Source organism: Entomomonas asaccharolytica, from assembly GCF_016653615.1.
In the GTDB taxonomy this organism is placed as follows: domain Bacteria; phylum Pseudomonadota; class Gammaproteobacteria; order Pseudomonadales; family Pseudomonadaceae; genus Entomomonas; species Entomomonas asaccharolytica.
This window is the reverse complement of sequence record NZ_CP067393.1, coordinates 2,456,150-2,469,616: the sequence shown is the minus strand read 5'-3', so window position 1 is coordinate 2,469,616 and position 13,467 is coordinate 2,456,150. Positions and strand designations below refer to the sequence as shown.

General features: G+C 36.2%; 13 protein-coding genes and 1 tRNA gene. 3 read left to right on the top strand and 11 right to left on the bottom strand.

All coding sequences use genetic code 11. From position 1 onward, the window contains the following. Positions 1–2 precede the first annotated feature (2 nt). The 9 genes from JHT90_RS11445 to JHT90_RS11405 all read right to left on the bottom strand — a co-directional run bounded on the left by JHT90_RS11445 (position 3) and on the right by JHT90_RS11405 (position 8,079). Positions 3–869 carry a DUF4123 domain-containing protein gene (locus JHT90_RS11445; protein ID WP_201091066.1) on the bottom strand — a complete coding sequence of 289 codons (867 nt, stop codon included), beginning with the start codon at positions 867–869 and terminating at the stop codon, positions 3–5. Beyond that, positions 845–3,070 carry a type VI secretion system Vgr family protein gene (locus JHT90_RS11440; protein WP_201091064.1) on the bottom strand — a complete coding sequence of 742 codons (2,226 nt, stop codon included), beginning with the start codon at positions 3,068–3,070 and terminating at the stop codon, positions 845–847. The genes JHT90_RS11445 and JHT90_RS11440 overlap by 25 nt, the downstream gene beginning before the upstream one ends. A gap of 422 nt (positions 3,071–3,492) precedes the next feature. After that, entirely contained in the window at positions 3,493–3,621 is a 129-nt protein-coding gene (locus tag JHT90_RS15425) for a DNA methyltransferase (RefSeq protein ID WP_201091055.1), read from the bottom strand. Further along, positions 3,618–4,190 (bottom strand): hypothetical protein, encoded by a 573-nt coding sequence (locus JHT90_RS11430; RefSeq protein ID WP_201091053.1) that lies wholly within the window; start codon positions 4,188–4,190, stop codon positions 3,618–3,620. The genes JHT90_RS15425 and JHT90_RS11430 overlap by 4 nt, the downstream gene beginning before the upstream one ends. 11 nt (positions 4,191–4,201) lie before the next feature. Continuing rightward, positions 4,202–4,717, bottom strand: coding sequence for a hypothetical protein (locus JHT90_RS11425; RefSeq protein ID WP_201091051.1), 516 nt, complete (start codon positions 4,715–4,717; stop codon positions 4,202–4,204). 484 nt (positions 4,718–5,201) lie between these two features. Next, on the bottom strand, positions 5,202–5,870 hold the full coding sequence (locus tag JHT90_RS11420) for a CatB-related O-acetyltransferase (RefSeq protein ID WP_201091049.1): 669 nt from the start codon (positions 5,868–5,870) through the stop codon (positions 5,202–5,204). Between the two features lie 247 nt (positions 5,871–6,117). Next, positions 6,118–6,193: transfer RNA gene (locus tag JHT90_RS11415), tRNA-Ala, on the bottom strand. Positions 6,194–6,261: 68 nt separating this feature from the next. Next, on the bottom strand, positions 6,262–7,062 hold the full coding sequence (locus tag JHT90_RS11410) for a hypothetical protein (RefSeq protein ID WP_201091047.1): 801 nt from the start codon (positions 7,060–7,062) through the stop codon (positions 6,262–6,264). A 135-nt stretch (positions 7,063–7,197) separates the two neighbouring features. After that, the gene (locus tag JHT90_RS11405) at positions 7,198–8,079 is read right to left on the bottom strand and encodes a universal stress protein (protein ID WP_201091045.1); all 882 of its coding nucleotides are present in this window, start codon (positions 8,077–8,079) and stop codon (positions 7,198–7,200) included. Positions 8,080–8,258: 179 nt separating this feature from the next. On the opposite strand from JHT90_RS11405, the gene JHT90_RS11400 reads away from it, so the two are divergent. Together JHT90_RS11400 and JHT90_RS11395 are read left to right on the top strand one after the other, a co-directional pair. Continuing rightward, a complete protein-coding gene (locus JHT90_RS11400) occupies positions 8,259–9,179 on the top strand; it encodes a 1-aminocyclopropane-1-carboxylate deaminase/D-cysteine desulfhydrase (protein WP_201091043.1) in 921 nt (306 codons plus the stop codon). Positions 9,180–9,190: 11 nt separating this feature from the next. Next, positions 9,191–10,297 (top strand): saccharopine dehydrogenase family protein, encoded by a 1,107-nt coding sequence (locus tag JHT90_RS11395; protein WP_201091041.1) that lies wholly within the window; start codon positions 9,191–9,193, stop codon positions 10,295–10,297. On the opposite strand, the gene JHT90_RS11390 is transcribed toward JHT90_RS11395, so the two are convergent. Then, a complete protein-coding gene (locus JHT90_RS11390) occupies positions 10,280–11,320 on the bottom strand; it encodes an NAD(P)H-dependent flavin oxidoreductase (RefSeq protein WP_201091039.1) in 1,041 nt (346 codons plus the stop codon). The genes JHT90_RS11395 and JHT90_RS11390 overlap by 18 nt on opposite strands. A gap of 188 nt (positions 11,321–11,508) precedes the next feature. Here JHT90_RS11390 and JHT90_RS11385 point away from each other — a divergent pair, with 188 nt between their 5' ends. Beyond that, entirely contained in the window at positions 11,509–11,727 is a 219-nt protein-coding gene (locus JHT90_RS11385) for a DUF2061 domain-containing protein (RefSeq protein ID WP_201091037.1), read from the top strand. Positions 11,728–11,799: 72 nt separating this feature from the next. Here the strand turns inward: JHT90_RS11385 and JHT90_RS11380 are convergent, their stop codons facing one another. Next, on the bottom strand, positions 11,800–13,416 hold the full coding sequence (locus JHT90_RS11380; protein ID WP_201091035.1) for an FMN-binding glutamate synthase family protein: 1,617 nt from the start codon (positions 13,414–13,416) through the stop codon (positions 11,800–11,802). Positions 13,417–13,467: the final 51 nt, after the last annotated feature.

The following is a 13,467-nucleotide window of genomic DNA, read 5'->3' as shown; positions in this document are numbered from 1 at the left end:
GATTAGTTCCCTTTATATAAGTCTACCAGTTGTTCAACTTTGTCATAATCTGGTAAATCGGCTTGTTGTAATATCTGCTGTACTTCTGGTATTAGTGCTAGGTTATTTTGTTCAATACAAAGTTTGGCTAGTTTTTCCAGTAAGTGTATTTGGTTAATACCTGTCTTAACGATAGTCCTAAAATTTAATAGGGCATTAGATAGTCTATCTTGCGGTATGGTTAGTTGTTGCTGATAACAAGCTTTGCTGAGTAGGTAGTAGAGTTGTATGGTTTCGTTAACCTCTACAAAATCAGAACTTAGATAGATTGGCTCTGTTGGTGGAGTAGTGGTTTTATTAATACCAGGATTAGGTGTTGTCCAGTTAAAAAAGTTTAGCTGTTTGTCATTACTATCAGGTGCTAGGGTATAGACTTTTTGTAAATTGCCCCAAATAGCGGATTGTTGATCGGCTAAACTGAGTTGTAATGTTGTCCAAAATATTGAATCATAGTAACGAGCATAGACTTGGCCTTGCTCTTTACTTTGCATAATAAATAAATATTGCAGATGAGGCAGTATATTATCGTCTTTGGCTTGGATAAATAGGCCGCTACGCTCTTGCTGGATATGTTGATAGAGTGATTCTGTTAGTTGAGTATGATTAAGTTTAATCAGTAAAGGACTTGCTTCTAATAGGTCTGCATGGTCTGTACCCATCACGAGATAGTCAATATTAGCAATAAGCCCTGAGTTACCCCCTTGATAGAAAGCAGGTAAGGTTTTTTCACCACGTACTTTATCCAGTAGAAACCATGTATTCAAATTAGCTGCAAATTGTGGCTTTGCTGATTTAGATTGTGCTATTAAGCGGTTAATGCTTTCTTGCATGGACAAGCCTCCCCTCTAGTACATGGGGCATTAGCTTGTTTGCCACAAACAGGAATAATCATTGCACCTTGCATACTAGCACTTTGGAAGTTAGGTACTACCGTAGCTGGCCTTGGTTGCAAGATAACAGGCGGTGCTGTTGTAGCAACGACTGTATTTGCTTTACTCATTGGTGGTAACGGTATTGCTGGTGTTCCTTCCATTGGGACACCACCTGTCCATACGGGCATAGTCATCCAGATACCTGCTGGATTAAGTACAATATGTTGCCCACCTGCCTTAAGGGTAAGTGACAAGCCACCATCTATAATACCTTGTAAACCTGCCTTCAAATGGATTTCCATCCCAGCTTCAGTGGTTTTAATCGTACCTATGGTTTCATGTTCTGCTATACCCACTGTTTTATAATCATTCATCATGATTTGGGTTTTACGGTCTAATGCTGTCAGATGATGTTCTTCAGAAATTTGGTGCTGGTAACGATTCTTTACTATGGTTTCTGAGTGTTCATTTTGCACCTGAAGGTGACTATTATTTAAAACTTGTACTGTGTGATTATTTTTTGTAAGTTGATCAAAGTCTTTTTGAGATTGTACAAAGATTTGTTCTTGACCTGCTTTATCTTCTATTCTAAGCTCATTGCTACCTACGCCACCTTTTGAGCTAGAGGTTTTAAAAACACTTCTGGTTTTATTGGCAGGGAGATCATAAGGGACTTTGTTGACACCATTATGTAAAGCCCCTGTTACAATGGGATTATCAATATCACCTTCCAAAAAGTCAACGGTGACCTCCATACCTACTCGAGGTACTACTACTGTGCCATAACCATCACCTGCCCAGTTACTGGCTACTCTTACCCAGTGGGATGAATTCTCATTATAATTTCCTTCACGATCCCAATGAAATTGCAGCTTAATACGTCCATATTCATCACAGTAGATTTCTTCACCTGCTGCACCTGTTACAATAGCGGTTTGTGCACCTAACACTTTAGGCTTTGGATGTAGTCTTTGAGGGCGGTGTGGTACAGCGTGAGGTATGCTAACTAATGTATTACGATACCCTTGGGCAAATTTATCAAAGGGAAATTGTAGCGCTTCGTTAATTGGGTGTTTGTAGTATTTAAATAAATAGTTAGGTTGTTGCATGATTGCACTAACTTCACTGCCTACTGCTTCTAAAACCTGTGGTTGTCTACCTTGATGGTACACCTGTATAGCTAGCCATTTATCACTACTATCAAGCGTATCTAGTGCTGGATAATCTTCTACTGTAAAGCAGTAGCCACTTTTTAGATCAGGTATATCGCTGTAGCATTCAGCAAGTATGTGGTTAGCACGTAAGCGTTCTACTTCTATTTTAGAGTAATAATCACCTCTGGCTTTATCAAGGTGGTGCTGAGGGTAATCATAGTATTCTAAATTTGGTTCTTGGGCATCATTAGCCTTTTTATTTTGAGTACCTTGTGCATTGCCTTCAGGTATTTTCATGTTTTGAAAATTATAATTTCTATAACTGGCAGCAGTAGTGGTACTAGAAAGGTTTACATCAAATCGTTTAAAGATGGGATAATCAGCTACAAAACCTGTATCACTAGCATAGCTAAAACTATTTTGATGGCTTGGGAAAAAGTTATTATTATCACTGATTACCATTAAATGATTATCTTGACTATGTTGGTAGTGAATGCTTAAACCTTCTTCTTCACAGAGACGATAGAGAAAACTAGCATCTGTCTCTTCGTACTGACAGCAAAATTCTCTTTTGGGGTATTGTTCTTTTAATTTGAAATCAAAGTCTATGGTTTGCTGTTGCCCATGTTCATTAAGTATTGTTGTAATGATTTCAATAACAGATTTATTGATAAAAGCTCTTTGATTAAAGCGTTTATGCAGGTGGCTAAATTTTGGAGCTAAAATTACTTTAAACAATGAATAGTCTTTACCTACTGCACCACGTTTAACAAATTGAATATTGCCATGTACACCTTGAGACTTATCAGGGGTAAAGGATAGATAAGCAGATTGACTCAGTAATTTAGTTATATCATAACGTAAATGATTTGAAACTAATGTTACTTCAAAAATATATTCACTATTTAAACCTTCTATACCATCAAAAGCTAATACTTGAAGATTATTATTAGAAATACCTTGTACATCAAAATAGAAATGTGTTTCGTTAGCTGTGTGAAACATAATAGGTACATCCTTATTTATTATTAAATTAAAGCCCTATAACAGCTCAGATATGGGGGCGGACTATGAGAGGGTTGACCTTACCGTAAGTATCCAAACGGCACATCCGAAGATGTCCCACCCATAGTCCGCCATAAAAGCGGATACAACAAAGCACTAGACATGCACTAAGTTATATCTATGGCGGTAGGATACTTAAATGGGAGGTCAATCCCAGCCTTAACGATTTAGTTAAAGCGTATCAATTAAACATTATGTCCATATAAAAAACAAGTCTTTGTAAAGCTATTGTTTTATTTGCTTGTTAGACTTTAGTATTAGATCCAAGTGTAGAAACTCTACAACTAAGTATTCTTCAATAAATTTATTAAATTATAGTGTTAGAATAAAGATGCTGTTTGCATCTTTTGATGTTGAATTTCTTAATTGATACGATCTTGAGCAATATTGAAATACCTTTCTTCTTTTTCTATTCCAATGAAATGACAGTTAGTTCTTACACAGGCAACACCAGTAGTACCACTTCCAATTGTGTTGTCAAGTACAGTCATTTGTTCATATGAATTGTACGTTTTAGATTATCTAAATTATTTTTTAAATTAATTTCTTCTGTGGACTTTGATTTTACATGTTCGCTAGTATCTAAATAATAATTTTCTTTGCTATTTTCGACAAATAGCAACCAATGTTGAGTTGATCTACCTTCATTTCTTCTTTTTAGTAGGTTTTCAACCATATCATTAGATGAAATATTGTGTTGTTCTTTATAGTTTTTTAGGTCATCTATAGACTGAAAAGTATCAGGACTGCCAGTTAACCCTAAGCTTATATTAGCTAAAGCATAGGGTTCATTATCATGTTGGTAATGAACATGTTTATAGCCTATTAATTCTCCTTTTAAGTTTTGTTTTAACGGATCTATTAATAAATCTACTCTCAAATCTTGTATTCTAGGCTTTGTTATTCCTTCAAGCACATCTATAACATGTATAACACCATGAAAATAAAGGTCATTGCCATTTATAAGTTTACTTTTTAAGTGTAAAGATACCCTATTACTATATGGTTTGGAGTTCAATATATCTATAAAAATATCTTTTTGAGAGGGAGTATCAATCATATAAAAAATCCTTATTCATTTCTCTGAATTTTATTTGCTTCAGCATCGATATCAATTATGGTTATGTTTTGATCTTCAAATACTGATTTATCTTCATGCTTATCATAGAATACTTTTGCACTGCTATAAATCCAAAGACAAACCTGACTAATCTCTAGTTTAATAGAGTGAAGCAGATTTTCTTCATTCTCACCAAAAGAGCTTGTAATGATTCCAAATGAAGAGTAGCCATTTATGCATAGCTCAAATTTATCAACATCAGGTATACCGTTGATACTGCCCTCATGAAGAAATGCACAACGCAACTTATAACATTTTTTACCATCAAGTATTGGGTAATTGGCAATTTCATTGGGAGAGTCATCAGTAACATGCTCATCGAACCACTTGATATATCTTTCACCAACCTTAAGTTTAGGATAAGCTACTTTTCCACATATATCTGGTAAAGTCAGTGCTAAGGCTAATGCCGAAAGATATGCCTTGGCTTTTAAAGCTTTTTCTATATCTTCAATTTTTTTTAACATAACACATTCTTTATTTATTTTTTAAATTAAGCAGAAAATATTATTACATAAATAAGACTAAAGATGGTTATAAGTATACAAAATCATTTCCGCAATTAAAATAGCAGTTTAGTAATTACAAGGGGTTTAAAGGCTATGAAAATAAGTATTTGCGGAAATGATTTTGATTTAACACTATGATTATAATGATTTTATATCTGGACTTGAAAACCGGCGAGGGTTAACGCCCTCCCAGAGTTCGAATCTCTGCGCTTCCGCCAAATATAGGCCTTGTTACATAATATGTACAAGGCTTTTTTATTGCCTGTCATCTACTTATTAAAATAAAATTATTTACTTATTATTTATATTTTAAATGTTCAGTTTCCTGACATTTTTTAATAGAAATCATACTAGTTGTATATCCTAAGGTAACCTAGCTAATTTTAATATAGTTTATATTCGTAACAGCCTTGGTTATTAAATCTTTAAACTCTAATTTTATTTAACTAGCTCTTGTTGCCATTGCTGTTTTACGGTTATTTGAATAATTAATTAATGCATCAATATTTTCAGAATTTAAAATAGGTGAGATTTTTTTAATCTCATCAACTGGATAGTCCCACCAAGCAATATCAAGCAATTTTTCAATAATATCTGGTGAAAATCTATATTTTATTATTTTCGCAGGATTACCTGCTACAATAGCATAAGGTGGTACATCTTTAGTAACCATAGAGCCAGCCGCAACAATACAACCATTTCCAAGTCTTACGGGAGACAATATTATTGCGTCAGTCGCAATCCATACATCATTCTCAATAATAACATTATTATTAAATTTTGGCTTGCTTTTAGGCGGTTCAATATTGTTGTCTAATATCCATATAGGTGAAGTTGTTGCCCAATTAGCGAAATGTCTACCACCTAAAATTATTTTAACCCCATCAGCTATTGAACAAAATTTACCAATCGTTAATTTACATTCTATAGACTCAGCATTAAAAACCTTTGGCATTCCATAGCTGCCAAATCCCATTTTATGTAGCGGATAAACATTTTCAAATAAAATACTTCCTTTTTCTAAAGGGTGGCTAGTAGCGAGTTTTTCTTTAAGGATTTGTTTATTTTTTCTTTTAAGGCGTTTTTTTTTGAATCTTGAAAATATAGACATAATGTTTGCTAAATTAATTAATAAATTTTATAAAGGTATTTATAAAAATAATATCATTAATAGTAGGTTTCTAAAAGAATAAGAGCCTTAATTTAACATTTAGCTTATAAAAGCTATAATTATTACATTAAATGAATTGATAACATCAAGCTAAGTGAACTAATAATGAATGATCTAGAAGCTAGCAAAATAGTCTTAAGAATTAATTTTAGAGGTTAAGCTAGTATCAATATACTAGCTTGAAAATTGGTGGAGCTAAGCGGGATCGAACCGCTGACCCCTTGCATGCCATGCAAGTGCTCTCCCAGCTGAGCTATAGCCCCAATAAAGACGGAGCGAATATTACATAGGCAAGCCCCGTCTGTCAAGAAGTTTCTGGTTAGGGTGTATTCTAATTACTTTCCCCATCTGTGGCAGGTACTGGCTCAGATTGGGGTGCTCCTGGGGTAATATCAATAGGTTTTATTCCTTCAGGTATTTTATAACTTAGCTGTTCAGCTGAAAGGGATGAAAAGTCATAATTATTAAACTGTACGTTAAATTTATCTGTACCTACTAAATGATAGCTGGTGACTAGGTAGTTATTTTTATCTACTTTAATAGTGGCTTTTTTAAGGGTTTTGGCAAATTGCTCAACAAACTCCTCTAAAGGAGCCGTGATATTACGACTCTTAGTATATTCAGTAAATTTTGGAATATCTAGATCGCCTATTAAAGTAATGGTATTCGCTTGGCACGAGGCTTTTAGATTATAAATGGTTAACATGGTTTTGATAGTGCCAACATAATCTTCACCACTTAATAAACCACCTGCTAATGAGTAGTCTGTATCAAAAGGGCGTTCAGCGGTTCTTCTTTCACTTTTACTTAAGTTGACTTGATAAACCATATTACCTTCTTCAATCCATTGGTATTGTTTGTCATATACAATGGTTAGTTTATCTGTTTCAGAAAGCTGCATAACTGCTTTTAGTAGATCAGGGCGTTTGCCATACAAAGTCATTTCAGCAGGTTTTTGTTCATTTACAGCAGACACAATGGTTACACGATAATCAGTGATACTGTCTACTCGTTGCTCTATTTTTTGAATGATATCTGCAGTATTACAACTTTTGGGGTTTGCATAGGCTACAGTGGCAGCCATTGCCATAGTGATAATAATACTATTTAGAATATTATATTTGATGTTCATTGTAGTATGCCTTACTAATAAGTGTAGTTTTAATAAATTATGGTGAGTTAGTCAGAGAAGTGCAACTAATACATTATGTTTAGTATTGTGTTAGGCGGGGTAACAGGATAGTAAAAACTATCCTGTTTGCTTATCTTAGTATTGAATTTGTTTGATAAGTTGTTGTAGTTGTTCGTTGATACTGTCAGGTTTGAGAATTAAGATATCACAATCTAAATCATCTAAAATGGCTTCCACAGTATTACCAATTAACACCCCAGAAATACCCGTACGAGCAACGGTACCAATTACACAAACAGCAGCGTCAAGCTCTTTAGCCACTTGTGGAATAATAATATCTGCTGCGCCAGCAGCAAGATGAATATTTTCTTTAGCAAGAGCAGGGTATTGATCTTCAAATGCTTTGCAAGCAGAAGTGTATATTTCTTTAATTTCAGGTGTCATACCAGGCACATTAGAATCTGGATGAATTTCTGAGAAAATAGGTGAAGGATACACACTCACTAGGTGCAGATTGCCTTCTGCAACACGGGTTAATGTATTAGCTAGTTTGACTATTCCATCATGCAATGCGATATGGTTTTTATCAGGGTTGCCTAAGTCTACAGCGGCTAACACAGAGCGACCTAACCACGATCTATCTTGATTAACAATAAGAATAGGGCAAGGGCAGGTGCGCAGTAGTTTCCAATCTTCAGGGGTAATAATAACGCGTTTTAATGCACTATCAGCGAGATGGGTTTTAATCACTAAACCACAGCCTTGGGCTTTCTGGATCGTGACAATGGTATTATGGTAGTTGTTATACCAAGCAATTTCAGAAGTAGCTTGAAAACCTTCTTGCTGTAGGTTGTTTACTAGGCTTGTCAGTAAACCAGCTTTGTTTTTGGATTCATCACATATCAGTAAATGCAGTGATGCCTTCATGACCGTGGCAAACTCTTTAGCGCGTGTAAGTACGGGATTATTATCATGTTTAGGGTCAATAATCACAAGAATACTGTAGATGGTTTTCATAATCTATCCTAATTAAAGAGTGCTGGATGAGTTTATATTTATACTATAAGCGTTTTTGTATAAGTTGAACACTGCTAATACAAGGAAATAGTTTAATTATATTAAGCAATAATAATTAATTAATGTTGGTGAATTAAGTGGCTGTTATATAATCAACAAAAATTTGTGATGGTTTTTTTATGGATAAATTGTTTTTTGTAACGGACAAGGTGGTACTCAATCGCTTAAATTTACCTGTTTTTGAACAAGCGGGAGTGGAGTTAGCAGTTTTACGACTGGATAAAACAGATTATTTAATTTCAGGTAATAAATGGTTTAAGTTGCAATACCATTTACATCAGGCAATTGATCAAAAAGCAAAAGGATTAGTGAGTGTAGGTGGCGCTCATTCTAATCATTTACATGCATTGGCGGCAGCAGGGCAAAGGTTAGGTTTTAAAACAGTGGGATTAATTCGTGGTAATCCTATACAAACGCCTACGGTTATAGATTTGCAAAATCTTGGTATGGAGCTTCATTGGCTAAGCTATGGTGAATTTCGTCGTCGCTATCAAGACGCTTTTTGGCAAGAGTGGGTGCAGCGATATCCAGACTATTATTTTGTGCCAGAAGGCGGTGGTGGGTTATTAGGTGCTAAGGGTTGTCAGGTTATTCCTAAAATGATCAAGCAGCAATTAGCAACCATTGGTTGGGATGATTTTGATAGTATCTATGTAAGTGTAGGTACTGGCAGTACATTAGTAGGAATTATTTGGGGTAAAGAAAACAGGCATCAGGTGGTAGGTTGTCTAGCAGTGCCTGATTGTTACCATGTGGATAAACAAATTGAAAATTTGTTGGATGAGATTCCTATTAAAATAGCCAATTACCAATTACAATCTGCAGCTAGAAAAGGGTTTGGTCAAGCAGATAGAGAGCTACTTGATTTTATTAACGAAGTTGAAAAAACAACAGGTTTACCACTAGATCCTGTTTATACAGGCAAAACATTATTTTTTTTACAACAGCAAGTACAGGCAGGACTTATTGCCAAAGGCACACGGATTGTATTTATTCATACAGGTGGCTTACAAGGAAGACGAGTATTGCTTGATAGCTGAGGAGCGATGCAATGCGTGTATTAATCTTAGGTGGTTATGGTAACTTTGGGCAAATAATAGCACGCCATTTACATACAATAGCTGGCATTGAGCTTATTATCGCAGGCCGAAATTTAGTAAAAGCACAGCAGTTTGCAGGGACGATAAATGCAGAAGCTATACAGTTAGATGCTAATCAAGCCGATTTAGCCACTATTTTAAAACATCAACAGATTAATCTATTGATTTCCACAGCAGGCCCTTTTCAGGGGCAAAATTATGCAGTAGCAGAGGCAGCTATTGAGGCGAAAACTCATTATATTGATCTAGCCGATGGGCGCGAGTTTGTTTGTGGTATTAAGACGCTGCATAAGCAAGCACTAAAGCAAAATGTATTAGTTTGCGCTGGTGCTAGTTCTGTGCCTGGTTTAAGCAGTGCTGTAATCAATGAGTTATTGCCTAGATTTGCAGCATTACGTAGGATTGAAATAGGCATTAGTACGTCTGAAAAAATACCTGGAAAATCTACTATTGAGGGGATGTTGGCCTATTGTGGTAAGCCTATTAAACAATGGATAGATGGCGCATGGCAAGATCGTTTTGGTTGGCAGGATTTATATACCCATCAGTTCTCAGAGCCTGTTGGTAAACGTTCACTGGCTGCTTGTGAGGTGCCTGATTTAAGTTTATTTGTTGAGCATTATAAAGGGGTTGATACGGTCACTTTTTCAGCAGGTACGGGTTTAAAACTTACTCATTATGGTACATGGCTTTTTTCTTGGTTGATTCGTTACGGACTTATTAGTAAGCCACAAAAGTATGCAGCAATGTTGCATAAAAATTCCTTAAGATTAGAACGCTTTGGTGATGGTAATAGCGCAATGTATATCCAACTCACGGGGTTGGATAAGGATCAAAAACCACTTAAATTAGTTTGGGAGCTTATTGCTGAAGCGAATGATGGCGTCAATATCCCTTGTCTTTCTTCTGTTGCTTTAACGCGGAAACTACTAGCTGGTAAGCTAGTAGCTAGAGGAGCAATGTCTAGCATGGGACTGCTAACGCTAGATGAATACTTAGCAGAATTAGCAGGCTTGCATATAACCACTAAACTGCATGAGTTATATCCCTTTAGCTAGTTGTTTAGTAATTTCTGCGGCAGGAATAATATTACAACCACTGATGTTTTGACTGGCCCATAACGGGGTGAAGTTATTACTATCTTGCGACTCGGCTATTTGTCTTAGTGCCGCCATGGCTGGCGTAGCATAAGGGAAACTAGGAACTAGAGAATTAAGTGGGCCAATTTCTTGAATAGCTTTATTAATAAGTGCTCGTGCAGGTTTACCAGTAAAAATATTGGTGATAGCGGTGTGTTTAATTTCGTCTGAAAGAATGGCTTGGCGGTGTAACAAACTGGTTTTTGCTTCTGGGCATAATAGGTAACTGGTGCCAACTTGTACGCCTGAAGCACCTAGCGTCATGGCTGCTTTTACACAGTTTGCATTGGCTATACCACCCGTAGCAATAACAGGGATATTTACTGCTGCAACGACCTGTGGGACTAAAGCCATTGTACCTATTTGGGTCATTAAATCATCAGTGAGAAACATGCCACGATGTCCACCTGCTTCTAGTCCTTGTGCAATAATCACATCAGCACCATTGGCTTGTAGGTAAAGAGCCTCTTCTATTGTGGTTGCTGTGGATAGTATTGTAGTTCCCCATTCTTTAAGTTGGTCTAGTAGGTTTTTGTCTGGCAAACCAAAATGAAAGCTCACTACTTTAGGTTTAAATTCTGCTAATACATCAAGTTGTTCTTGGCCAAAAGGACGACGATTGGTTTCAATATTTATCGTGCTAGGATCAATCTGATACTTATTAAGAAAGGGTGCTAATTCTGTAAACCATGCAGCTTGTTGTTGCTGGTTAGGTTCAGTCATTTTATGGCAAAAGAAATTAAGATTGATGGGCTTTTTTGTTTGTTCTTTGATAATGGTTAATTGTTGATGGAGTTCTTCTACAGAGAGCATGGAACACGGTAATGACCCTAAACCGCCTGCATTACTAACCGCAATCGCTAGTTGGCTATCTTGCACACCTGCCATCGGCGCCTGAATAATTGGAATATTAACATCTAACAAGGTGATAATGTTTTTCATTGTAATTTCCCTGTTTAATCATTGTAGGGGCTTACAGTAGTATATTATTTAATTGATGTCTAATTTTTTGTCTTAACTGAGTCTTGCCATAGTTTTTTATAATTGAATGCATAGTAATAATAAATTTTATTAAATCATAGAAAGGCCTATACTGTAATTAAGAACTATTCTTAATTGGGGTAAGAGAAATGATTAAGACTATAACCTTTACTTGTATGCACTTTATTATCGCTTTTAGTGTCGCTTATTTATTAACAGGTAGTATTGCAGTAGGTGGTTTAGTCGCGTTGGTTGAGCCATTGTGTAATGCTGTTGGTTTTTATTTTCACGAGAAAGTATGGAGTCGTATTAACGCAACTAAGGCAAAAAATTCAGTAAGGAGAAATTATGAAACTATTTCCGCTTAATGTGATATGTCAACACTATTACCGACGAACGGAACTAGAACATAGTCCGTTTGCCGATAATCACTCTAACAATTACACATTATGGTTAGGTTCAAATGAGTTTGCTTGGGCTATATTCCATACATCAGAATAGAAAGGGCTAGCAATTTGCCCTGATAATAGTTCGCCTTGTTTTAAATAATAGTCAATATTTGAAAGGAGGCGAATTTCATTATCTGAAATACGTCTTGCCACGTGATGTGGCTTTAATTCAGTAGGATGATTCAAACCTGTAGCCGCTAGCATTTCAGCAAAGGCATGTAAGGTGTTTTTATGAAAATGATAAACACGCTCTGCTTTATCAGGAACAACCAGTGCATTTTGTCTTAATGGATCTTGTGTAGCAACACCAGTAGGGCATTTATTGGTGTTACATGATTGGGATTGGATACAACCAATAGCAAACATAAAGCCGCGTGCTGAGTTAACCCAATCTGCCCCCATTGCTAACGCACGTACAATATCAAAGCCACTGATAATTTTACCACTGGCAGCAATTTTAATTTTATCTCTTAAATTGGCACCTACTAAGATATTGTGAACGAAAGAAAGACCTTGTCTTAGTGGTAATCCAATATGATCGCTAAATTCTACAGGGGCATCACCTGTACCGCCTTCTTTACCATCGACAACGATAAAGTCAGGTAATATTTTGGTTTCTAGCATGGCTTTTACAATAGCTGCAAATTCCCAAGGATGCCCTATACAAATTTTAAAACCAATCGGCTTGCCACCACTTAACTCACGTAATTGGGCGATAAATTGCATAAGTTCAAGGGGCGTAGAAAATGCACTATGGCAAGGGGGAGAGATACAGTCTTGTCCCATAGGTACTTCACGGGTAGCAGCAATTTCAGCGGTTACTTTGTCTTTCGGAAGCATACCACCATGACCAGGTTTGGCACCTTGACTGAGTTTTATTTCAATCATTTTTATTTGTGGGTTAGCCGCTTGTGCTGCAAAACGCTCTGGATTAAATTTACCATCATCGGTGCGGCAACCAAAGTAACCACTGGCAATTTGCCAAATGAGATCGCCACCATTTTCTTTGTGGTAAGTGCTCAGGCCGCCTTCGCCAGAATCATGGGCGAAATTACCTTTTTTAGCCCCTTTATTTAAGGCGCGGATAGCATTAGCGCTTAATGCACCAAAACTCATGGCGGAGATATTTAGCAGTGAAGCTGAGTAAGGTTGTTTGCATTGGTCAGTACCAATCATTACTCGGAAACTTTCAGGGTCGTGAATAGTGGCAGGTATAATGGAATGGCTTATAAATTCAAAGCCTGTTTTGTATATATCTTCTACTGTGCCAAATGCTTTATTAGCATCTAAATTTTTAGCTCGTCTATAAACTAAGGAGCGCTCTTGGCGACTGAATGGTAATGCTTCAGTATCCGATTCAATAAGGTATTGACGAATTTCTGGCCGTATATATTCGATCATAAAGCGCATATGCCCTAAAATAGGGTAATTGCGACAAACGGAGTGTTTTGGTTGAAAAAGGTCATAGATACCAATCAGTGATAATACAGCAGCTATTAATGTAAACATCCATAACCAATTATGAATCATAGCAAAAGGTGCTGTAATAACAGTAAAAAAAATACAGCAAACAAAAAAACTGTAGCGATATAATTGTAAAGCTTTCATTAATCTCTCACGATAAATTGTAGTTAGCTTTTGTATTTAGCAAAATAAATA

Bases quoted from the DNA above. Each gene is read 5' to 3' on its own strand.
- JHT90_RS11445 (WP_201091066.1), bottom strand. From the start codon at position 869: ATGCAAGAAAGCATTAACCGCTTAATAGCACAATCTAAATCAGCAAAG.
- JHT90_RS11440 (WP_201091064.1), bottom strand. From the start codon at position 3,070: ATGTTTCACACAGCTAACGAAACACATTTCTATTTTGATGTACAAGGT.
- JHT90_RS15425 (WP_201091055.1), bottom strand. From the start codon at position 3,621: ATGACTGTACTTGACAACACAATTGGAAGTGGTACTACTGGTGTTGCC.
- JHT90_RS11430 (WP_201091053.1), bottom strand. From the start codon at position 4,190: ATGATTGATACTCCCTCTCAAAAAGATATTTTTATAGATATATTGAAC.
- JHT90_RS11425 (WP_201091051.1), bottom strand. From the start codon at position 4,717: ATGTTAAAAAAAATTGAAGATATAGAAAAAGCTTTAAAAGCCAAGGCA.
- JHT90_RS11420 (WP_201091049.1), bottom strand. From the start codon at position 5,870: ATGTCTATATTTTCAAGATTCAAAAAAAAACGCCTTAAAAGAAAAAAT.
- JHT90_RS11410 (WP_201091047.1), bottom strand. From the start codon at position 7,062: ATGAACATCAAATATAATATTCTAAATAGTATTATTATCACTATGGCA.
- JHT90_RS11405 (WP_201091045.1), bottom strand. From the start codon at position 8,079: ATGAAAACCATCTACAGTATTCTTGTGATTATTGACCCTAAACATGAT.
- JHT90_RS11400 (WP_201091043.1), top strand. From the start codon at position 8,259: ATGGATAAATTGTTTTTTGTAACGGACAAGGTGGTACTCAATCGCTTA.
- JHT90_RS11395 (WP_201091041.1), top strand. From the start codon at position 9,191: ATGCGTGTATTAATCTTAGGTGGTTATGGTAACTTTGGGCAAATAATA.
- JHT90_RS11390 (WP_201091039.1), bottom strand. From the start codon at position 11,320: ATGAAAAACATTATCACCTTGTTAGATGTTAATATTCCAATTATTCAG.
- JHT90_RS11385 (WP_201091037.1), top strand. From the start codon at position 11,509: ATGATTAAGACTATAACCTTTACTTGTATGCACTTTATTATCGCTTTT.
- JHT90_RS11380 (WP_201091035.1), bottom strand. From the start codon at position 13,416: ATGAAAGCTTTACAATTATATCGCTACAGTTTTTTTGTTTGCTGTATT.